Below are 20578 nucleotides of genomic sequence, written 5' to 3'. Positions count from 1 at the left end.
ATTCGAGATGAGGACAGGAAGTTACGTGTCTTGTGGACTGTTGGGACTGGCTTGGGTCAGCTGTAGTTCTTTCAAGAGCGGAATGTCGACATGCTGTAGCCACTGCTCCTTTGGAACATTCCAAGGTTCGCTGCGAAGCGGTTCTCTCAAAGGAACGATCCAGTTATCGTTCGTAAAATGGTTGTTGGTTTTCGCCAGATCGATTTGCGGGTCGACGAGTAGTTGTGGTTTACGACCATTGAGCGACATGATCGCGATCGCCCGAACGATGGGGCGACGGCCAGTTAGTTGCTGGTACTCGTCCGCGATGAAGTGACCGAACTGTTGAATCATTCGCGGATCTCGCGGGAAGCGACCTGCTTGCTGCGCGTTGAGATACTGCGTGTGGTCGAGCGGATAGGTTTCGTGTGTCGCTGGATCGGTGACGAGATACTGCAACATTCCAATCTTCGATCGCAACATCATGCGCCAGGCAAAGCGATGCCCTACTTCTGTCCAACTCGCGTCTTGCTGATAGAAGTGGCAGCGTAGCGGCAAGACAATTTGCAGACTCATTTCCAGTGCCAGGCACGTTAGGCCAATCCTTTTTCCCCAGGAGAGCGAATCAGGCATCGCAGCAGAAACGGTTTCATTCTTTTTTCCGGGGGTGTTGGTCATAAATCGTCGCGGCCAGTCAGGTGACAAGAACAACGTTGTCGCGGCAATCATGAACCACGGAAAGATATGAATCTGAAATAGGAAATGATTGGTCACGTGAAATAAGACGGTCAACACAAAGGCCACGACGCGTGTCTTCTTCCAAAGAAGCAATGGCACAATGCTTAAGTCAAAGAGCATTCCACTCCAGGCCAGAGCCGTTCCCAACTGATTGGTTGTGATCCAGCTACCTAACGAGTCGCCGCTGATCAGCCAGTTCAAACGTTGCGTCAGGGTGACACCACTTAACCAATCGAAATTGAGTTTCGCGATGCCACCGAAGAAATAGGGGAGGGCGATATGAAAGCGTAAGGACAGTAAACACCACCTTGGTAATTCATTGCCACGCAACGCAGGCCACAAGTGCGCATCTATGGACCAGCATCGATTAAGTGGCATGAAGGGAAGCAGAGCTCCGATCAAGATAAGTAGGTAGTAGTGGTTTTGGTAGTTGGTTTGATCGAGCAGAAAGACGTAAACAAACCCGCACCAATGGGTCACTGTGACCACGCGATAGAAAAGACCTATCGCGATCATCAATGCCAGGAGAGTCAATACGCCGAACAAGATCGGCATTCCTACGGAAGGAAGCGGACGAATCCAGAAAAAATTCTCATATGAGAAGTAGTAGCCTGGGCGAACGAAATATTCGTTGACGAGTCCAAGCCTCAAAAAATCGAACGACCACCACATCATCACCGCACCGTAGCAGATGCGAAACAAAGCTGACGATGCGATATCAACCGACTGAAATAACCCCTGGGGCCACACACGACGCGCAGGCTTTGATTCCTGCGTATCGGTGTGAACCGTGGTTGATCTCGTGGCATCCAGCGATTTCGAAATAGTTCGCGGCATAGTGGTAATGGTCGAATTAATCGTCGTTGTAGTCGTCGGCATCGGCGGGCGGCTTGGCACTCTTCGATCGCTTCGTCTGTTTTTTCAGAGCGATCTCGAAGCTGTTTTCTCCCTCGGTGACATCGACTTGAGTTACGTCGACGTTCGAATTCATTTCACAAGGACATGACCAACCAGGAGGGACTTTGCTGCTGTTTGGTGGGTCGACGCGAACGCGATGTTTGCCGACGACTGCCCCATCTTCTGTACCGTAAGTGGACAGCACGAAGTGCCCATTCTCGTCAGCGATATCGAAGCCCGGCTTGCCGACATCAGCCGTGGTACTGTTGGGGTTTTGCAGCGGCTCGAAATAAACCATCGCGAAAGGGACCGGTTTGCCTTCGCAAACAATCGTGCCTTCCGTTTTCGCTGTCGGGAAATGATCGAGACCATCTCCTCCGCATCCACTGACGGCCAACAGGGTCAGCAGCATTGTTGCTATTTGATACTTCATGTACGGGTTCCGATTTCTTGCGGGCAATCGCCCAGGAATGTTGGAAGAACGAATGGCGGAACAACAAACCTTGCCGAACGTCACCGCGCCGTTCGGCAAGGTTGAAGATTGATTGGGAAGATCACCAGTAACTATTGCCAGTTACCTAAGACTTGGCCGTCACGAATCGAGTGCAGATTGCAATAGACGTCGGACGATAAGTTCTCGGTCAGGAAGTGGACCGAGCCATCACCGAAGATGAATTGGGCACCACCAGGGTGAAAACTGAATGCACAATCATCGTTGATCGCCGAGATCATTTTGCTAACGCTACACCGACAGTTGATCGGTGAGTTAGTGCGTCCGTTGATACGGGTTCCCTCATCGGTACCAGCACCGCCGATCCAAACCGGCCAGTCGTCGACTTCATCGCTACTGGCATCGACTGGGAAAGGCCCTTGGTAACCACGCCAGCTACTGCTGCTGGAAACGTATGACGATTCGCCGGCCAGAATGGTGTTAGAAAGGCCATCGGTAATTTCGGCAAAGCGACGTCCGACGGAGCCATTATCGTTCACACTTTCCCACAGCTTATGCATTGCACCGTCATCGCCGTAGCAACTTCCGCCTGCGGCTTTGTAGTCGGTGACGGCGTAGCCAATCGATTGGCTGTGATTCGTCGCCATGCCGCCGGTCGTACCGGGAATGCCCCAAGTGGGAGGAACCACTTCTGGTAATGCGGAACTGGGACAGCGATACATCGATAGAACTGTTTCGCCACCTGGGATTGGGTTGTTTCCGTTAGCATCGTTGTAAAGCTCTAACGCGCCCGGTGTACCGAGCTTCACCGTAGCATCAAGCTGGTCGTACAGAGCCGACTGTTCAACGAACGGCAGGATCGAAACCATCCAACCGAATCCGTCGTCATCAAACGACGATGATTCACCAAGCTTGGGGTTTGCTCCCCAGATGGCGACCGGAAGTCGCTGATAGGTATCGTTGTAATTGTGAAGTGCCAGCCCGATCTGTTTCAGGTTGTTCTGGCAGGACATGCGGCGTGCAGCTTCACGAGCTTGTTGTACTGCAGGCAGTAGCAAGGAAACCAACACGCCGATGATCGCGATCACGACCAACAACTCGACGAGGGTGAAGCCTTCTCTTGGCTTAGACATGATAATTCCTTAAATGAGTCAATCGAAACAGAGGAAGTCGAATGTGCTTTGTTTCACTGGGAGATTGATAGGAAACGACGGATCGATTTGATGCGAGCGATTGTTTCGTGAACTCATGAAGAGTTCATGAGCAACAGGTGAATCGTGGTGAAAGGAGTGGCGAAGATTTGTCGCAACCAAAACAGGCACCTTCGCCCTGGCTGCCGCAACTTCGACGTCAAACAACGCAGGTGTCACGGATTGCGTAGACCGTCAAAGATTGCTGCCAAATTGAGATAGAATTAGGTGATCATTGTGTGATCACATTGGCGCGTCGCTTGGGGAGTTTGCCGCTACGAATGGTGCGAAGTGAGGGACGCGCACGGGTTACCGGGAAACGGATTCACGGCCAGAAACTAGATGCGGACTTTCCGTAGCGAAACATTATCGAGATCAAGGCTTCGAAATGAGATCGCGTTGATGCTGGCATTGACCAGCAATTGACCCAATAGAGAGGAAACTGGTCGCCGTAGAGGAAATTCGACGATCGTTGACAGGGGAAACTCTAATCTTCGGACGACCTGCCGCCGCTGAAGAACAAAACGATACGCTGCAATTCTTCAGAAACCGTGGCTAACCAGACAAGCATTCCGATGACGCCCAAAATACTACCAAAGGCAATCAGAAGGATTCCAATATCGTAGGTGGAACGAAACGCTCCTCCAACGAACATGACGGCCCCTGAAAGAACGATAACCGCAGCTGAAACGCTTTTCACGAGTGATGCTCGTTCGCAAAGATTACGGTGGAAAGCGAAAAGAAAAAGGTGGCCGAGGCGGGGATCGAACCCGCACGATGGTTACCCATCGCAGGATTTTAAGTCCTGTGCGTCTGCCAATTCCGCCACTCGGCCTGAGTGGAATATTCAAGGGGTTAGTCAAGGTAAATTTACAGCGGGCAAAACTTTTTTGCCCGCGTGCAACCCAGACTACCCCAACGGGGTTATATTAGTGGCACTTGGCTGGTTCGCATTGTGACACCCGTCGATCGGAATCACAAGTGGATTAAGCACAAAGTTAGAAACGACACGTACTTATCGACGTGTTTTCGTGCTGCTATCCAGCATCTAGATTGACTTTTTGTCCAAGACTGAAACGATTCCCGCGAAGTAGCATCATAACTTCACACATCGCTCGTCTGGGATTCAAGAAAGAGGTCTAGAAACATGAACTACCGACAGATCAGTGTCGTAGAGACCATGTTGTGGCTTGTTGCTGCCGTTATTGCCGCATTTGTGGCGATTGGGGTGACCTTACTGATGGCGATCGTAGGGGCGATGATGCTGCTGGCCAGGATGGCAACTGAGGCGGTTCGCTCGATCTTCGAGACACTCTTCGGAGGCCGGGTGATTCAGAAACAACGTTCCAGGGAACAAGGAGTTCGACCGACAGTCATCGAAGGACAGGTCCTACGTCGAAATTATTAGTTTTGGCATGGCAAATGCAGTAGGCACAGAGCCCAAAGAAACGAAGTGACAATCGCGGGCAAGCTGCGTGAACTTCGCAGGCAAACTTTGGGTCCTACATCACATTGGCAACTTGACCTTTTGAGGATTGGCGAGCGAAGACGATGATCGCACCTCGACATTTTAATCGTACTGGCACGTCCGCGGCGGAAAGACTGGACGTGGTGTTATCCCCGATGGGCAAAACGTTCGTCGACGGGAATCAAGTGAGTCTGCAAGAACTGCTTGCCAAATTGTGCGGCGGTGCCTTCTGCGGTAACACGCGTGTCCGTATCTTTGCAGGATCTGCCTGCCGCTTTGATCATCTAGCCGATGTCTATCGTTTGTGCAAAGAGCACGGCATCTACAACGTCGAGCTGGTTGCGTAGTTGTTTTTTTGGGGCAACCTTGCCTGCCGCACAGAGCAAGTGGTGGAACCGTCAAGGTTTTCCCCACTTGCCGATGAGGATGCGGGCTGCTGGCTGGGATGCCGCCGTCAATTGACCTCGTCCACGCTTGCAACCTAGAATAAGTCCTCACGATCCGACTGTTTAGGACTCAGGTATGGCAAGTGATTTAACAGGTGACCCGGTACGATTGGCGATCGCGATCTGCCCGTTGGCGGCTTATCTGTTGTTGATTGGCTTCATCAATTTGCGTCGTAGCCCTTTCATTACTTCAGGCGGGCGCGATGCGTTGGCGCTGTCAATTGGGCTCAGTGGTCTCGCTTTGATCGGCCCTCTGGCTTTAATGATGCCAAGTTGGTCGATTCGAGCCTACGGTGGCTACGCCTGGGTGATCATGTTGACCCTTTATTTTCTGTTGGTCACCTTTGTCATCTTGATCAGCCGCCCTCGAATCATCGCCTATAACACCACCATTAAGAACATGCGGCCGCTCCTAAGAGAGGTAGCCGATAGTCTCGATCCCGCCGCCCGTTGGGCAGGGGAATCGTTGTTTCTGCCAACAATGCAATTGCATTTGATCATGGAAGAAGATTACGGAACGCGCAACGTGCAAATCAAGTCGGTTGGTTCACGGCAAGACTTCAACGGCTGGCGACAACTGGAACTGGCGCTAGTAAAAGAGCTGCGCCAGCACGAGAAACAATCAACCAACCTTTACGGGATTTTTCTATTGGCTGTCGGCCTCTTTTTGCTGGCAGCCGTATGTGTGCAGGTTTACATGCATGGTAACTTTGTCGACACCTTCCTGCACGACTTCTACTTCGATCTCGACATCTGAGTCGTCGACTACGTTTCGAGCGGTTCGCCGAGTTGGTACAGGTATTCGTAGGTGAAGATACCTGAATCGTGGCCGTCACTGAAGACAATCTGGTAAGCGTAATGACCGACCGGCTGCATGCCTTGAATGGTCAAAGGAGCCATCTCGGCAGGGCTCAAAACGGTTAGCTCGTTTGCAGGACGTTCGGCTACATGAGACTTCTTCTCGCGCGTCACGGCGTCTGGGCTGGCTTCTCTCAGATCGCGAGGGCGATAGGCGCGAATCGTTTCATCACTCCAGTCGATACGAAGACGACCATCTGGTAGCAATGCGAGTGCGGTTGGTTGAGGCGACATTCGATTAATCCTTTCGTGCATCCACAAAGCGACGTCCTTTTCCCTCGAAGCGGGGAAGAGTGCCAGCGTCGACAAGATGCACATCGACTTTCAATCCCAATCGCAGATTCAGTTCGTGGGCGATACGTTCGGGATCTTGCTTGCGATCTTCGACTTCGACGGAAATGGCGTCCATTTCGCCCCGTTTTACCGCGGTGAGTCGGTACTCGACCACTTCGGGAAAACCACGCAAGATCTGCTCGATCGAGGTCGGAAAGACATTCACGCCGCGAATAATCAGCATGTCGTCCGTGCGCCCCAAGACGCCACCTTCCAGCAAGACAAAGTTACAAGGGCTGGGGGTATTCCAACGAGGACGTACCAAATCGCCGGTACGATAGCGAATCACCGGGCTCCCGTTGCGTCCGAGCGTGGTGATGATCAACTCCGATAATTCACCTTCACCCGCCGGAGTACCGGTATCGAGCGAAATGAACTCTGGCAAAAAGAATGCCTCGTTCACGTAAACGCCAGATTGCTGCTCGTCACTAAAGCCCCAAGGGCCAATCTCGGTCGCGCCGCTATGATCGATTACCTTGGCATTCCAAGCCGTTTCTATCCGGTCACGAATCTCTGGGATCGAACCACCTGGTTCACCAGCGAGAACCAAACGCTGAACGCCTAGTTCTGCAAGATGGATATGATTTTGCTGAGCGACCTCGGCCATATGAAGGGCATAGGTTGGCGTGCAGAAAACCGCTGTGGCCTGACTATGTTGGATGAGCTCAAGCCGGCTGACGGTGCTCAGTCCCCCACTCGGAATGGCCAGACATCCTCGCGCGGCGGCGGCATCAAACGCACTCCAGAACCCGACAAACGGACCGAAGCTGAACGCGAAGAAACAACGATCCCCAGCATCGATCTCAGCCGCATCGAGAACATACTGCCAAGCCTCGATCCACCACTGCCAGTCAGCGGCCGTATCAAGCACCACCATCGGCCGTCCGCGCGTCCCGCTAGTGCGGTGAAAGCGAACGTACTGTTCGACCCCATAAGTGCGGTTGTTGGCCAGATCGCCGCTTTCGTGCTTGCCGATCAGTTCGTCTTTGAAGGTGAAGGGCAACTGCGACAGCTCGTCGAGCGAATTCAGGGGCAGATTCCAGCCTGAAAACTTTTCGGCGTAAAAAGCATTATGTGGCAGGACCTCAGCCAGCATCTTGTTCAGCTTGGTCAGCTGAAGACCGGCCAGGTTTTCTGGGCTAAGACAACGGAGCGATGAACGCTGTGCTGGGATTGTTGATTCCATGGTTGAATCATAAGAGGTCAATTGCGCAGAAACCAGTCGGGCAGCAAGATCGATAAGAAGCGAGATGCCAACCCACCTAACGCAACACGTGCGATTCCGAGTAAGATGGACGGTTTTCTAGCCATAACTACTACCCGCCGGAGATTTTCATGTCGTCAGACACCGTCCCACCTGTAGCCAATCCCGAGAACCGTGCGGCACGTGGAATTGTGTTCTTGACGGTCTTCATCGATCTGCTGGGCTTCGGCATGGTGTTACCCTTATTGCCGATCTACGCCGATCAGTTCGTGGTCGACGAATCTGGTTTAGAGATTGGCTTGTTGATGGCCAGCTTCTCGGCGATGCAGTTCCTTTTTGCTCCGATGTGGGGGCGTCTTTCCGACCGGATTGGCCGTCGACCGGTGTTGATGATCGGGCTGGCCGGCAGCGTCGTCTTTTACACGCTTTTCGGTATCGCGACGACCATGCAGTCGATGACACTGCTCTTCATTTCCCGAATCGGAGCTGGGATTGCAGGGGCGACCATCTCGACGGCCCAGGCATACATCGCAGATACGACATCCCTGGAGGAACGCCCCAAAGGGATGGCGTTGATTGGAATGGCATTCGGACTCGGGTTCACATTTGGGCCACTCTTCGGTTATCTGGCCGTGCCGAGTGGAACCGGAGACCCAGGGCCTTGGCCCGGCTACGCCGCCGCAGGCCTTTCGACGGTCGCACTTCTCCTGGCGTGGTTTAAGCTTCCCGAGAGCATTCGGTCCGACAGTCCATCCGCCGCCAAGCATAACTTCAATCTGAAGGGACTTAGTGATGCGTTGTCGGTTCCTTCAGTGGGACTGCTGCTGATTTCCTTATTCGTGGTGGTCTTTTCGTTTGCCAACTTCGAAACGACTTTGTCGATGCTGCTGAAAGGCACCGAAAACACGCCTGGGCACGAACATCCGTTTGCGTTCACCTTTGGCCAGGTCTGTTTGACGTATGCGTATATCGGTTTCACACTGGCATTGGTGCAGGGCGGGATCGTTCGACGTGTTGCCGGCAAGGTCAGCGAAGGAGTCTTGGCGTCGACTGGTTGCATACTGATGGTGGTTGGCATGCTGTTGATCTTGAAGGCGACGCAGGATCAATCGGTCGGACTTCTCTTGGGGGCCCTCGCAATCGTGGTGGGAGGCTTCGGTTTCATGATGCCATCGCTCAATTCGTTCATCTCACGGCGAAGCGACCCTGATAAACAGGGGGGCATTCTAGGGATCGGGCAAAGCGTCAACTCCCTCGCTCGTATCATTGGCTCTGGCTTGGGAATTCCTCTGCTGAAGCTGAACATCCTCGCTCCATTTGCCGTTTCTGCGGCCATTATGGGGCTGGGATTGCTGCTGGTCATTGTTGCCTCACGCAGCGGTAAAGATTATCACGCTTCCGAAGCATAGCTTCGTATCGATCAGTCCTCGAGCCCGGCAATACTACCCAGCGATCGGTCCGGATTTTCCAGGAATGCGGTTAGCAAGATCTGGGCAGAAAGCATATCGAGTCGGGCTTTCCGGCGCTTCTTGGTGAGTCCTGCTTCCTGCAGCAAGTCTTTCGCCATGCTCGTGGTGAAGCGTTCGTCGTAGAAGGTCACCGGAACGTTGGTCGTCTCGAAGAGCCACTTGCCGAACTGCCGGGCCTCGTAAGATTTCTGACTTTCGTCGCCACTCATGTGGACAGGCAAGCCAACGACGAAGAGTACAATCCTTTCAAGTTCTGCAAGCTCACGAAAGTACTGAGCATCTTTGGAAGGGCTGCGTCGATTGTAGTTTTCCAACGGGCTACACAAGATGCGTTCGGGATCGGTGATTGCGACACCGATCCGCACAGTTCCATAGTCGACCGCGGCGATGCGGCCTTTTTCGGGAATCGAAGGAAGCGGATTGCTCATAGACGTGACGATTACAAGAATCGCTCCAGGTCGCCTTCCTTCAATTGCTTCACAACGTCGCGGATATCCTCTTCCCGTGACTTGTCCGCGACAAGTGTCGCGTCCGGTGTGTGGACCACGATCAACTGCTTGGTACCAAGGGTGACAATCAGATGACCACTCTCGCTGCGTACAATACAGTCTTCACTATCGAGAGCCAACACATCGCCGAGATGCGTGTTGCCCGAATCATCCTGGCCATGTAGCCGGGCCATGCTTTGCCAGTTGCCGACGTCGTCCCAATTGAACGGAGCTTCGACCACAACAATATCCGAGTGGTGTTCCATCACGGCATAATCGATTGACTTGCCCTGGATCGCATTGAATTCGTGATCGAAGATTTTCGCTTGCTGAGGTGTGCCCCACGCATGGGCAATCGCTTCCAGATGAGCATACATCTCCGGCTCGTGCTTTTTCAACGCATCAAGAACGGTCTTCGCTTTCCAAATGAAAATGCCGGCGTTCCAGTAGAACTGACCTGACTCGAAGTATTGCTTTGCGGTTTCCCCTTTCGGTTTCTCCCGGAAGCGAAGCACTTGAAATGCTTTGATTGAGGACGCGTCGAGTGCCTCGCCTCGTTCGATGTAGCCAAAAGTTTCCGCAGGATAGGTAGGACGAATCCCAAAGGTCACAATGCGCTCCGGCTGAACATCGACCAGGTCCACCGCCGCCTGAATCGCTTCACAGAATACGGATTCTGGCGAAATGACATGGTCCGACGGCATGACGACCATCGTCGCGTCGGGATCATTCTTCTGCACTAAAAATGCGGCCAGACCGATGCAGGGAGCCGTATCTCGTTTGTACGGCTCGCCTACGATCGAATTCACCGGTACACGAGGCAATTGAGCACTGATCGGCTCGACCAGGTGCTGCGCGGTAAAGATGTAAAGCTGATCAGGTGGGACCAAGTCACCTAGGCGATCACAAGTCGCTTGGATCATGGTGGCTCCACCCGTCATGCTCAACAATTGCTTCGGCTTGTCGTTGCGACTAGCCGGCCAGAATCGAGTGCCGGATCCTCCGGCCATCACGATTGCGTGCAGCATACTAGCTCTCCTTAAGCATCAATCAGTTCGGCCTCGGCCAACTTCGGATTCTCTTCTAGCTTTGTCTTCAGTTCGCCGGAATCTAAGGCTACCAGTGGCCCGATCTCGACTTTGCGATTCGCGTCGCAGGCGACGCCACATTCGCTCAACCAGGCTCGGTGCATCGCACACATGGCATCCATCGCCGATTGAGGCGTGTCCGAGGGAGCACCATCGGCATTCTTTACGGGGGCAAAACGAAGGGCCGGATCGACCTCCACTACCATCGGGTTTTGCGCCTTTGGAAGCAAGTCAAAAATGAATCGCTCAAACTTAATTCCATTCGGCGAATCTGGCGAAACCGTTTCCCCGGCTGGCGAGACGAATGGAATCTTCTTGATTGCCTTATGCCACGGCAGGCTACCTGCTTCACTGGCCATGCGTTGGAGGAAAGAGACCTTCACTCCGTGCACAGCAATATTGCCGGCCCAATGTTTCAGTGTACCGTCTTCGATCGTCTCGGCGGCTTGCTCGGCTGGGAGTTCGCTGTATTCCACCAACTGGAGTTGACCGTCGAGTTCGGCCAGGATACCTAGCTTCTCTTCGGGTAGCTTTTTGGCAACCACCTGAGTCGACATCTCGCTGTTGGCCAAGTGGTGAAGGCCGATAAATTCAGGTTCGCAGACATCGGCCAGTGGATTGTCGACTTGGAAGTAGTAGATCTGCTCGATGCCACGCTTGGTCATATCGTCCAGGCAGCCACTCTTTTTCAGTGCGGCCAACATCCCGCCATGGCCATCGGGGCTGAGGGCAAGTTGATCGGGCTCGGCCAGGAGAAGCTGCTTGGTTTCTAGGTCGATGGCCGGCATCGTTCCTTGGCAGAAGATGTGAAGGTCCTGCTCGGCCATGCCGAAGCGATCGTGCTTCTCGAGGAATTCAATCGTCTCGGCGTGAGTTGCTGGGCTGGTCATTAAGTACAGCGGGATTGTCTTGCCGTACCGACGGCTACGAGCGACGATCTTCTCCAGGTGAATCTGGAACAGTGTTTTTCCCGAGACGGGACCAATGGGGAACATTCCTTTGGGGTGCTCGAACCCCAAACGTGAGCCTTGACCGCCGGCCACCAATAGGGCGGCAACCTTACCTTCCGCCAGCAACTTTTCACCCACTTTGCGTGCTTCGCCAAGTTTGGCCGCGTCTTGCTCTTTCAAACGCACGGCCTTGGGCGGAACGAGTTTGGTGTAGTCGCGATGAGCTTCTTCCTGATCGCTACCAGCCAACTCGGATAATTCAGCCAGATCGACTGCGGCTAACTGTTCGCCGAGTTTCTCGGCAATCGCATCGTCACACACGGCGAGATACTGGGCCATCTCGGTTTGGCCGGCCTCGTTAAGCTGTTTCACGAGATCCTGAAGTGACGGCATCTTCCTCTCCTGGGTTTTGATTGGTGCTCTGCCCGCTGGCTGAACGTCAATTATTGAGAACGTATTCTGAGTTACAAGGTAACTTAAGCAAGCCAAGGGCCTAAATGGCCAGAACGAGCGAACTTAGGGCAAAGTTCCCCTAAAATTCTTGATCGACGGGGGGCAGGGCTAAGAAGATTGAAGCTTTAGCGAAGCACGTGATAGAATCGCTGGCCGATTACGAACCAATCGTCTGGCTGATGGATGGCCAAACGTTGGTTGGCTAAGGGTTATCAAGGGCAGGCACACATGGCTAATTTCGACAATGATCCCTTTCGATCTCCAGAGCCGCAACAGAGCGGCGATAACGGTCGCGGCTTGGTGATGGCCGTGGCAGTCATCAATTACGTCTTTGGCGGTATGTGCCTGGCATGTGGCGTGTGTACTGGCGTTCTCGGGGGCGGAGCGATGAGTTTTGTGCTCGCTGAAATGGGGAACAGTCCGCAGATCGATCCTGAAGCGAAGGTTGGAATCGGGATTGCTTCCGCCGTGATTTTAGCCATCGCTGGGGTGACGTCATTAGTCGGTCTACTGACACTCATAGCAGGCTTCGGCGTGCAGAAATTCCGCGAATGGGGCCGCATTCTCACGATTGTGTTGGCCGTCATTTCCGCGCTATTGGGAATCTTATCGCTTCTCTCGCTAAGTCCCGTGGGACTTGTTCAGATCGGGTACGCCGTGTTTGCCTTGGTGGTCTTGCTGAACCCGAACTACATTCGTGAATTTAAGTAGAAACTTCTGTTAGGCACGCTAGGTTAGCATGCTTCACGGAATTGCTCGGCCGCATCAACTGGGCTGGTTGCTAAGAACTCGAAGACAGGCAACCGCGTTTCGATTGAGGCTTCGCGAAGTTTCAAGTCGAAGCGAACCCCGCTGGTGAGAACCTGCCCAGCTTTGATCTGAACTTCCTCTCCCTCGAGCTGATGCAGTTCAACCTGTGGAACCGAGGGCAGTGGAGGGCAAAAGCCGATATGCAGATAAGCATGTCGCTGCCCCGGCGTGAAGGTCGCCCGGACCAAGCCGTGGATCTGTTCCTGGTTCGCTTCGATGGCCCGCGTTAGTTGCTGGGTCACATGATCGGCCAGCCTCATTTCTTGTTCTTCGTCTTCCTCTTCTGAGAGGAAGTCGTTCGTCGAGATCGGCATTGGTACGATAGGTTGAATTTCCGATGATTCCGCTGGCTGCGTTTCGGTGGAATTCGTAACACGACTAAGCCATTGGCTGATCGTGTCGCCACCGAGCGTTGAAATGAAGAGTGATAACGTAATCGCTTCTTGAGCGAGCGTTGCAAACCACAGAAGAAAAGTGGCGAATTCGCCAACAGGATAAAAGGTGACCGAGCGAGCGATGAGGATTACCGAACAGCAAGGTATTGCTGCGATTAGCGCATGAAGCTTGTTCCCAAATTTCTGCGGGGAAGCAGCGAGCCATGCGGCGCGAATTGACGCGCACCAGGCGGCCGTGAGCAGGGCAATCGAAAGCGATGCGGCGGCTGGCAGTGGTTCCGCTTCCGGCCAGATTAAGCGAACGCCACAAGCGGCCAAAGCAACGGTTGCTAGCAGGGCAGTTCCACCGCAGGCCAAAGAGAGAAAAATGCTGCTAAGTTCCGGCGATACAGGCGATTGGTGGCGATCCATGCCAACGACTTCCCAGGGGGGCGCATGAAAAAGGGTTCCTGTCGCGAAGTGTGACAGGAACCCCAGATTCTCGCAATGCGGAATTGATTTCGGCCGTGATTAGGCGGAAACCGTGATACCGGCAGCTTTGGCCAATTCTTCCGCTTTGTCAGTGTTTTCCCATGGAAATTCATCGCGCCCGAAGTGACCGCCTGCCGCGGTTGCGCGGAAGATCGGGCGACGCAGGTCGAGGTAGTCGATGATTCCACCGGGGGAGAGTGGGAAAGTCTTCACGACGAGATCCGAGATCTTTTCGTCGTCGATCTTGCCGGTGCCGAAGGTGTCGATGTGGACGCTGACCGGATCGGTCACGCCGATTGCGTAAGCCAACTGCACTTCGCAGCGATCGGCCAGGCCAGCGGCAACGATGTTCTTAGCAACATAGCGGCCCATGTAAGCAGCACTGCGATCGACCTTGGTCGAGTCCTTACCACTGAACGCACCACCACCGTGGCGACCCCAACCACCGTAGGTGTCGACGATGATCTTACGACCGGTCAAACCGCAGTCACCCATCGGACCACCGACGACGAATTTGCCGGTTGGGTTGATGTGGTAGATGATGTCGTCATCAAGGAACTCTTCCGGCAGGACCGGCTTGATAACCTTTTCGATGACGAATTCTTTGATCGTGGCATTGTCGACGGTGTCGGAGTGTTGCGTCGAAACGACAACCGTATGAATCCCAACCGGACGATCACCATCAAATTCGACGGTCACTTGGCTCTTGCTGTCAGGACGCAGCCAATCGACTTCGCCGTTCTGACGAGCTTCGGTCAATCGGTTCAAGATGCGGTGCGACAGAGCGACTGGCAGCGGCATCAATTCTGGCGTGTGGTTACAAGCGTAACCGAACATCAAGCCCTGGTCGCCAGCGCCGATTTCCTTGCCTTTGGCCGAGTCGTCGTTGACGCCTTGAGCGATGTCTGGGCTCTGGCGATCGAGGGTGACCATCACAGCACAGGTATCGGCGTTAAAGCCCATGTCGTCGCTGGTGTAACCGATGTCACGGATGACCTGGCGGATGACGTCTTGATAGTCGATACGAGCCTTGGTCGTGATTTCGCCAGCAACAATTGCAACGCCCGTGGTCACCATGGTTTCGCAGGCAACGCGGCTATGAGGATCCTCGGCAAGCAGGGCATCCAAAATGCCGTCCGAGATTTGGTCAGCCATCTTGTCCGGGTGACCCATGCTGACCGATTCGCTAGTGAACAAATACTTTCCAGAAGCCACCGTTAAACTCTCCTGAGATACAGACCGGCACACGGGCACGGAGCGGGATAGGAACACGCCAACTAATGGCCCGAGACCAAGGGCGAGTAGGGCATTATAGGGACAAGGGCAGAAGGCGAACAACCGGGTAAATAGGCCAAAAAAAGCCGATTTGCCGCTATCTGGTGGTTGGCGGGAACAGATTCAACAGCTGGCCATGGTTACAGCGTCACGACCTCAGGCCGCCGAGCGAAATTTGACAATCGTAGGTTGCTCGAGAAGTGGCCTCAGAGCGTCAACAGTTCGTGCTGTGGCGCCTTGTTGCTCAAGCACAACGTCTTTGGCTCGCTGTCCCTGAATATAACGCCAACTGCTATCCGATGCGGCTTGGATGACAAAGTGAGCCAGGCTCTCCGCGTCGTGAATCACGGTTAACGCTTCGGCCGCCCGTAACCGCTCGACAACATCTTTGAAGTTCCACGTATTCGGTCCGACGGCCACCGCTGCCCCGTAAGCGGCTGGCTCGATCATGTTCTGCCCGCCCCGATTTCCTAAGCTACCTCCAACGAAAGCGATGTCGGCGAGGCCCCACCAGGCCGAAAGCTCACCCACGCTGTCGATCAGCAGGATCGGATGATTGGCCGTTAAGGACTTGGTTAGCTGGCTTCGACGAGCGAAGGTTTCGCCCTGAGCTTCCAGATATAGGGCGACCTCGTCGAAGCGATGGGGATGACGAGGAACGAGCAGTAGCTTCAGGTTGGGAATTCTCTGTCGGGCTTGGTGATATGCAGCGAGAACAATCGGCTCTTCGCCGGTCTGCGTACTACCAGCCAGCCAGACGAGGTCGTCCGTTTGGATGCCGGCCAAGTCGCCGAAGGCGAGCGACTGCGGGTTGTTGCGATTAGGTGTGATTCCATCGAACTTGATCGAGCCGGTGACTTGAACGGTGTTCGCGTGGGCACCTAGGTCGCGGAACCGCGCGGCGTAGGTTTCGTCCTGGGCTAAAATCAAGTCGAGTTTGCGGAGCAGGGGACCGACCAGCCAGCGGATGCGGCGATAGCCATGGTGGCTTTTCGCACTGAGTCGACCGTTCACGATCGCAATGTGGGCATCGTATCGCTGCGCAAAGCGAATTACATTTGGCCACAATTCCAGTTCGGCCAACAGGACAGCATCGGGACGGATTCGCTGATAGGCTGAGGCAACCGCCCAAGAGAAATCGAGCGGTGCGTAGCTGACCGTGTGATCCGCATATTTGGTTTTGGCCAGGTCGTAACCGGCCTTGGTGGTCGTTGTGATGTGGAACGTTGCTGCCGGATGTTCCCCGCGAATCGCTTGAATCAGCGGAGCCAGTAAGTTCACCTCACCGACGCTCACGGCATGCAGCCATAAGTGCTGTGAAGAACCTACGGGGCGCGACGGTACTTTGCCTAGAAACTTTTCCGAGAAGCCTTCCCGGTATTTCCCTTTGGTGATCGCGGACCACATCAAGAAGGGAAACGCAGCGGTGACCAGCGTAAGGTAGACGATATTGAGCAGCCAAGAGATCATCGGCGGATCCGTCCAGGGGATTGCTCTTGTTGAGCAATCGCTTGATGGTCGATCGAAGCAAAGTCCGTTGCTTCAGCAAATGGCCCTATCGCTACCCAGTGTAGATCACGCCTAGGTAGCAGGCCGCTATAAAGTACCTCGGTAAGGTGCTTTCGGGATTATCGAGCTTGTTCTTGCTTCATGCAGCAAGCCTTGTACTTCTTGCCGCTGCCACAGGGGCAAGGATCGTTACGATGGATCTTTTCACCCACGTTACGAATCGGTGCGGTCACTTCTACTTCGCCTTGCGAGTTGTTAATCGCCTCTTCCTGCTGTTGGGCCATGTCGCCGATCGAAGCAGCGGAATCGTGGCGAGCCTCCGATTCCTTCCAGGTCGAGCTAACGAACTCTTCGTTGAGGCTTTCGATCTTGTAGACGAGGTCGGTAACGCGTTCGCCGACACTTCGCCACATCTGATCGAACAGTCGCATACCTTCCCGCTTATACTCGACTTTGGAGTCGACCTGAGCGTAGCCGACGAAGCTGACAGCCGATCGCAGGTGATCCATTGCCAGAAGGTGATCTTTCCAAGCGTTGTCAATCAGTTCTAGCAGAACGCTGCGTTCCATCCGCGTCATTTCTGGGCGATAACGCTCGTAGACTTCGCGGATCAAACGCGATTCCAACTGCTGCTTGTCGAACTGTTCTAGCTCGTCAGCAGGGATCGTTGCATCGATGTTCTGCTGAATCCAGGCAGTCAGTGAGCTCATCTGGCCGTTGCCACCACTGATCACCGACAACGTCTGGCTGTCCGAGTTGTCTTCGTACAGCTGTTCAACCTTGTCGTGAACGGCTTTCATCTTTTCGAGGGCGACCTTTTTATGTTGTTCGCTCAGTGGGATGAGCATCGCTTGAATCTCTTCTCGCTGCTTGCTCTTGAACTCCTCGGCGTCGAGATTGGTCTCGAAACGTCCCGAAGCCCAAGCCAACAAGGCATCCCGATCCAAACGCGAGTGGCCACCGCTCTTGTCGCTGAACTTATACAAGCCCGTCAGAACCGGGTATTCCGCTTCTTTGCGGTCGTATACTTCCACGCCCTTGGCGTAGACCTGATCGATGACAACGGCAGGAGACTTGTCGCGTAGTTGGTCGACGTCGAGTTCGAAACCGAATTTGTAACGACACCAATGGCTGAGCGTCTTCAGGCCGAATTCCTTATCGAGGAACTTCTCACCTTCGGAGAGGTCGACCTTGGCAATCGCTTCGCGGGCCTTCTCGATCAGGAATTCATCGACCTGATCTCGGCCTACTTTCTTCAACTCGCGGTCGTTGAGGTTCAACTTCCACATGCTGTTCGCGAAGCGGGCCATTGCGCCCCAGTTCCACTCGCTTTCGTCTTCGCTGTCGGGCAAGTTTTCGTCAATTGCCGACATGATGTTCGATGCCGCGGCACGTTCAGCCTGATCGCGTGCGAACTGCTCGGCGGCAGGGAAATCCATGCCACGGAGATCTCGGTTGTTTAGCTCACACGAAAGCTCACTACCTGCCCATTTGGCGAATGTATCGATGCCGAAGTCTTTCTCCATGAACATGCGAACGTGATACTCGATCTGTTCGCGAACCATGTCCATGATCAGGTCACGGCTGTCGCCACCTTCCAAGATTTGCTGACGGAAGCCGTAGACGCGCTTACGCTGTTCGTCCATCACTTCGTCATATTCGAGCAGATTCTTACGCGCCTCGAAGTTCTGTTCTTCGCGTTTCTTTTGGGCACCTTCGATACGACGCATGATCAAGCGGCTTTCGATGGCGTCGCCTGGTTGCGGCCGCATCGCGGCGGGCATGCGTTGAATGAAGTTCTTCGCCCAATCGCCAAAGTAGATCCGCATCAGGTCATCTTCCAGTGAGAGGAAGAATCGCGAGCTACCTGGGTCACCCTGACGACCACAACGACCGCGAAGCTGAAGGTCGATACGACGGGATTCGTGGCGCTCGGTACCGATGACATGCAAGCCACCTAGTTCCTTGACCTTCTTGCCCATCGGCTTCATCTGTTCGCGCTGTTCAATCTCGTTGACCAGTGCGTCCCATTCTTCCTGCGGTACGTCCAAGCGTGTGGCGTACTTGTGCTGCAGTTGGGCCCACGCCATCGTTTCTGGGTTACCGCCCATGATAATGTCGGTACCACGACCGGCCATGTTGGTGGCAATGGTGACCGATCCGATTCGACCAGCTTGGGCGACGATGTCGGCCTCACGTTTGTGCTGCTTCGCATTGAGCAAGTCGTGCTTAATACCGCGTTTGTCGAGCAGGTGCGAAAGCCGCTCGCTCTTTTCGATACTCACGGTACCGACCAGAACGGGGCGTCCTTTGTATTGGACTGCTTTGATCTTGCTACGGTCGATCTTCGTGGGTTGCTTTTGGCCCTTGGCCTGGAATTCGATCGAATCGTCGTTCTCTTTAACGATGTCGCCCCACAGTTCGTCGCCGTTCTTGAACATAACGACGTCCCACTTGATGTGACGTTCGATTTCGTCGGCAACGGCTTCGTACTTTTCCTTTTCCGTCATGAAGATGACGTCGGTGTAGGTGATACGCTGCATCTCGCGGTTGGTCGGAATGGCGATCACATCCAGCTTGTAGATCTTCCAGAGCTCGCCCGCCTCGGTCATGGCCGTACCGGTCATACCGCTCAGCTTGTCGAACAGCTTGAAGAAGTTCTGCAGCGTGATCGTTGCGAGGGTCTGGGTCTCTTCCTTGATTTTGACCCCTTCCTTCGCTTCGACGGCCTGGTGCATGCCGTCGCTCCACTGACGACCATCCATCTTACGACCGGTGTGAGGGTCGACGATGATGATTTTGCCGTCTTCCACCACATAATCGACGTCGCGTTGATACAGGTAGTGCGCGCGCAGGGCGTTATCGATCAGGTGTGGCCATTCCATGTTGCCGGAGGTATAGAAGCTTTCCACCCCAGCGAGACGTTCGGCGGTACGGACACCATCTTCGGTCAGGTTAGCCGTACGATCCTTCTCGTTGACGACGAAATGCTCTTCCTTTTTGAGCGTGCGAGCAATCTTGTCCGCTTCGGCGTACTTTTCATTCTTGGTGTTAGCTGGACCGCTAATGATCAGCGGGGTACGCGCCTCGTCGATCAGAATATTGTCGACTTCGTCGATGATCGCGTAGTGCAAACGGCCTTGCGATTGTTGGTAATGCTTCGGGAAGCGTTCGTCACCGCGAGCGGCGGGACGCATGTTGTCGCGGAGGTAATCGAAGCCGAATTCGTTGTTCGTACCGTAAGTAATATCGCAGCTGTAAGCTTGCTGACGAGCTTCGACCGACATATCGTTTTGGATGGCATTGACCGTCAGGCCCAGGCCTCGGTAGAGCGGTGCCATCCATTCCATATCGCGGCGTGCGAGGTAGTCATTCACCGTAATGACGAACACCCCTTTGCCTTCGATCGCGTTGAGGTATGCCGGCAAGGTAGCTACCAAGGTTTTACCTTCACCAGTGACCATTTCGGCCACACTACCCCGGTGGAGCACGATGCCGCCGATGAGCTGGACATCGTAGTGCCGCATGCCGAGATAACGTTTGCCAGCCTCGCGGCCGACGGCAAACGCCTCAACTAATATGTCATCGAGAGTCTCGCCCGATGCCAGTCGCTGCTTGAACAGCCGAGTCTGGTCGCGAAGTTCGTCGTCCGAGAGGGTTTCGTACTTCGGTTCCAGCTCGTTGATGGCATCAACGAGTCCCTGTAACTTTTTAATATATCGGGCATTAGACGAACCGAATGCTGACGTGATCAGCCGTTCAAAGCCGCTAAGTAGACCGCCAAAAAACAGGCTGATCTTTTCCCAAATCTGTTCCAATATCTCCATCGCTGAATTTCACCTGAGGAGGAGGAGAATTAGTGGCACACGTTGGGGCGAAACAAGACCTTTTTTGTAGACACCGCCACAACGGAAGCGTGCGCGCAAACCCTTCCCATCTCGTAGATTATAGGGATTGGCCAAGGGGGTCAACCGCGCTTGAGGGCCGAAGGGGAACGCGCCCCGATATCATCTTATTCGCCCTAACACGGAATTCCCTTGCCCAGCTAGCGTAGTTTCTACGAAGTTTCTTAGCCCTTCCCATCGGCAGGCCAATACGGGAACTGG

18 protein-coding genes and 1 tRNA gene are annotated in these 20578 nt (G+C 54.1%); 5 read left to right on the top strand and 14 right to left on the bottom strand.

Annotated features, from left to right (window positions below; genetic code table 11):
* Positions 1-21: 21 nt before the first annotated feature.
* From C5Y83_RS08330 to C5Y83_RS08310, 5 genes are all read right to left on the bottom strand, one after another.
* Positions 22-1554 carry an HTTM domain-containing protein gene (locus C5Y83_RS08330; protein WP_158262288.1) on the bottom strand — a complete coding sequence of 511 codons (1533 nt, stop codon included), beginning with the start codon at positions 1552-1554 and terminating at the stop codon, positions 22-24.
* Between the two features lie 16 nt (positions 1555-1570).
* Complete coding sequence (locus tag C5Y83_RS08325; protein ID WP_105329220.1) at positions 1571-2047, bottom strand: hypothetical protein; 477 nt, start codon at positions 2045-2047, stop codon at positions 1571-1573.
* Between the two features lie 131 nt (positions 2048-2178).
* Positions 2179-3198, bottom strand: a complete 1020-nt coding sequence (locus C5Y83_RS08320) for a DUF1559 domain-containing protein (RefSeq protein WP_105329688.1) — start codon at positions 3196-3198, stop codon at positions 2179-2181.
* A 544-nt stretch (positions 3199-3742) separates the two neighbouring features.
* On the bottom strand, positions 3743-3955 hold the full coding sequence (locus C5Y83_RS08315) for a hypothetical protein (RefSeq protein ID WP_105329219.1): 213 nt from the start codon (positions 3953-3955) through the stop codon (positions 3743-3745).
* 49 nt (positions 3956-4004) lie between these two features.
* A tRNA-Leu gene (locus C5Y83_RS08310) sits at positions 4005-4090 on the bottom strand.
* Positions 4091-4402: 312 nt separating this feature from the next.
* Here C5Y83_RS08310 and C5Y83_RS08305 point away from each other — a divergent pair.
* The 3 genes from C5Y83_RS08305 to C5Y83_RS08295 all read left to right on the top strand — a co-directional run bounded on the left by C5Y83_RS08305 (position 4403) and on the right by C5Y83_RS08295 (position 5926).
* The gene (locus tag C5Y83_RS08305; RefSeq protein ID WP_105329218.1) at positions 4403-4663 is read left to right on the top strand and encodes a hypothetical protein; all 261 of its coding nucleotides are present in this window, start codon (positions 4403-4405) and stop codon (positions 4661-4663) included.
* 143 nt (positions 4664-4806) lie between these two features.
* Positions 4807-5070, top strand: coding sequence for a hypothetical protein (locus C5Y83_RS08300; RefSeq protein ID WP_146117711.1), 264 nt, complete (start codon positions 4807-4809; stop codon positions 5068-5070).
* Positions 5071-5245: 175 nt separating this feature from the next.
* Complete coding sequence (locus C5Y83_RS08295; protein ID WP_105329216.1) at positions 5246-5926, top strand: hypothetical protein; 681 nt, start codon at positions 5246-5248, stop codon at positions 5924-5926.
* Between the two features lie 8 nt (positions 5927-5934).
* Here C5Y83_RS08295 and C5Y83_RS08290 read toward each other — a convergent pair whose 3' ends face one another.
* Together C5Y83_RS08290 and C5Y83_RS08285 are read right to left on the bottom strand one after the other, a co-directional pair.
* The gene (locus C5Y83_RS08290) at positions 5935-6261 is read right to left on the bottom strand and encodes a gamma-butyrobetaine hydroxylase-like domain-containing protein (protein WP_105329215.1); all 327 of its coding nucleotides are present in this window, start codon (positions 6259-6261) and stop codon (positions 5935-5937) included.
* A gap of 4 nt (positions 6262-6265) precedes the next feature.
* On the bottom strand, positions 6266-7546 hold the full coding sequence (locus C5Y83_RS08285) for a phenylacetate--CoA ligase family protein (protein ID WP_105329214.1): 1281 nt from the start codon (positions 7544-7546) through the stop codon (positions 6266-6268).
* Positions 7547-7695: 149 nt separating this feature from the next.
* Here C5Y83_RS08285 and C5Y83_RS08280 point away from each other — a divergent pair, with 149 nt between their 5' ends.
* Entirely contained in the window at positions 7696-8973 is a 1278-nt protein-coding gene (locus C5Y83_RS08280; RefSeq protein WP_105329213.1) for an MFS transporter, read from the top strand.
* An 11-nt stretch (positions 8974-8984) separates the two neighbouring features.
* Here the strand turns inward: C5Y83_RS08280 and ruvX are convergent, their stop codons facing one another.
* The 3 genes from ruvX to C5Y83_RS08265 are packed head-to-tail and all read right to left on the bottom strand — an operon-like array spanning position 8985 to position 11952.
* Complete coding sequence (gene ruvX / locus C5Y83_RS08275) at positions 8985-9461, bottom strand: Holliday junction resolvase RuvX (RefSeq protein ID WP_105329212.1); 477 nt, start codon at positions 9459-9461, stop codon at positions 8985-8987.
* Between the two features lie 11 nt (positions 9462-9472).
* Complete coding sequence (locus C5Y83_RS08270) at positions 9473-10549, bottom strand: mannose-1-phosphate guanylyltransferase (RefSeq protein ID WP_105329211.1); 1077 nt, start codon at positions 10547-10549, stop codon at positions 9473-9475.
* Positions 10550-10560: 11 nt separating this feature from the next.
* A complete protein-coding gene (locus tag C5Y83_RS08265; protein ID WP_105329210.1) occupies positions 10561-11952 on the bottom strand; it encodes a UTP--glucose-1-phosphate uridylyltransferase in 1392 nt (463 codons plus the stop codon).
* Positions 11953-12240: 288 nt separating this feature from the next.
* Between C5Y83_RS08265 and C5Y83_RS08260 the strand changes: the two genes are divergently transcribed.
* Complete coding sequence (locus C5Y83_RS08260; RefSeq protein WP_146117710.1) at positions 12241-12723, top strand: hypothetical protein; 483 nt, start codon at positions 12241-12243, stop codon at positions 12721-12723.
* Positions 12724-12746: 23 nt separating this feature from the next.
* Here the strand turns inward: C5Y83_RS08260 and C5Y83_RS08255 are convergent, their stop codons facing one another.
* The 4 genes from C5Y83_RS08255 to C5Y83_RS30060 form a co-directional block, all read right to left on the bottom strand.
* Positions 12747-13628, bottom strand: coding sequence for a hypothetical protein (locus C5Y83_RS08255; protein WP_105329208.1), 882 nt, complete (start codon positions 13626-13628; stop codon positions 12747-12749).
* 99 nt (positions 13629-13727) lie between these two features.
* Complete coding sequence (gene metK / locus C5Y83_RS08250) at positions 13728-14861, bottom strand: methionine adenosyltransferase (RefSeq protein WP_233207183.1); 1134 nt, start codon at positions 14859-14861, stop codon at positions 13728-13730.
* Between the two features lie 258 nt (positions 14862-15119).
* Positions 15120-16433, bottom strand: a complete 1314-nt coding sequence (locus tag C5Y83_RS08245; protein WP_105329206.1) for a 3-deoxy-D-manno-octulosonic acid transferase — start codon at positions 16431-16433, stop codon at positions 15120-15122.
* Between the two features lie 158 nt (positions 16434-16591).
* Complete coding sequence (locus C5Y83_RS30060; RefSeq protein ID WP_105329205.1) at positions 16592-20299, bottom strand: preprotein translocase subunit SecA; 3708 nt, start codon at positions 20297-20299, stop codon at positions 16592-16594.
* Positions 20300-20578: the final 279 nt, after the last annotated feature.

The sequence above is a fragment of the Blastopirellula marina genome (assembly GCF_002967765.1).
Taxonomy (GTDB): Bacteria; Planctomycetota; Planctomycetia; order Pirellulales; family Pirellulaceae; genus Bremerella; species Bremerella marina_A.
Note: the sequence above shows the minus strand (reverse complement) of the source record. Positions and strands in the feature narration are given on the sequence as shown.

Excerpts from the sequence above, each read along its gene's own strand:
- C5Y83_RS08270 (WP_105329211.1), bottom strand. The coding sequence starts at position 10,549 with ATGCTGCACGCAATCGTGATGGCCGGAGGATCCGGCACTCGATTCTGG.
- C5Y83_RS08245 (WP_105329206.1), bottom strand. The coding sequence starts at position 16,433 with ATGATCTCTTGGCTGCTCAATATCGTCTACCTTACGCTGGTCACCGCT.
- C5Y83_RS08265 (WP_105329210.1), bottom strand. The coding sequence starts at position 11,952 with ATGCCGTCACTTCAGGATCTCGTGAAACAGCTTAACGAGGCCGGCCAA.
- C5Y83_RS08305 (WP_105329218.1), top strand. The coding sequence starts at position 4,403 with ATGAACTACCGACAGATCAGTGTCGTAGAGACCATGTTGTGGCTTGTT.
- C5Y83_RS08295 (WP_105329216.1), top strand. The coding sequence starts at position 5,246 with ATGGCAAGTGATTTAACAGGTGACCCGGTACGATTGGCGATCGCGATC.
- C5Y83_RS08300 (WP_146117711.1), top strand. The coding sequence starts at position 4,807 with ATGATCGCACCTCGACATTTTAATCGTACTGGCACGTCCGCGGCGGAA.
- C5Y83_RS30060 (WP_105329205.1), bottom strand. The coding sequence starts at position 20,299 with ATGGAGATATTGGAACAGATTTGGGAAAAGATCAGCCTGTTTTTTGGC.
- C5Y83_RS08320 (WP_105329688.1), bottom strand. The coding sequence starts at position 3,198 with ATGTCTAAGCCAAGAGAAGGCTTCACCCTCGTCGAGTTGTTGGTCGTG.
- C5Y83_RS08290 (WP_105329215.1), bottom strand. The coding sequence starts at position 6,261 with ATGTCGCCTCAACCAACCGCACTCGCATTGCTACCAGATGGTCGTCTT.
- C5Y83_RS08255 (WP_105329208.1), bottom strand. The coding sequence starts at position 13,628 with ATGGATCGCCACCAATCGCCTGTATCGCCGGAACTTAGCAGCATTTTT.
- C5Y83_RS08325 (WP_105329220.1), bottom strand. The coding sequence starts at position 2,047 with ATGAAGTATCAAATAGCAACAATGCTGCTGACCCTGTTGGCCGTCAGT.
- C5Y83_RS08280 (WP_105329213.1), top strand. The coding sequence starts at position 7,696 with ATGTCGTCAGACACCGTCCCACCTGTAGCCAATCCCGAGAACCGTGCG.
- C5Y83_RS08285 (WP_105329214.1), bottom strand. The coding sequence starts at position 7,546 with ATGGAATCAACAATCCCAGCACAGCGTTCATCGCTCCGTTGTCTTAGC.
- C5Y83_RS08260 (WP_146117710.1), top strand. The coding sequence starts at position 12,241 with ATGGCTAATTTCGACAATGATCCCTTTCGATCTCCAGAGCCGCAACAG.
- C5Y83_RS08330 (WP_158262288.1), bottom strand. The coding sequence starts at position 1,554 with ATGCCGCGAACTATTTCGAAATCGCTGGATGCCACGAGATCAACCACG.
- metK (WP_233207183.1), bottom strand. The coding sequence starts at position 14,861 with ATGGGTCACCCGGACAAGATGGCTGACCAAATCTCGGACGGCATTTTG.
- ruvX (WP_105329212.1), bottom strand. The coding sequence starts at position 9,461 with ATGAGCAATCCGCTTCCTTCGATTCCCGAAAAAGGCCGCATCGCCGCG.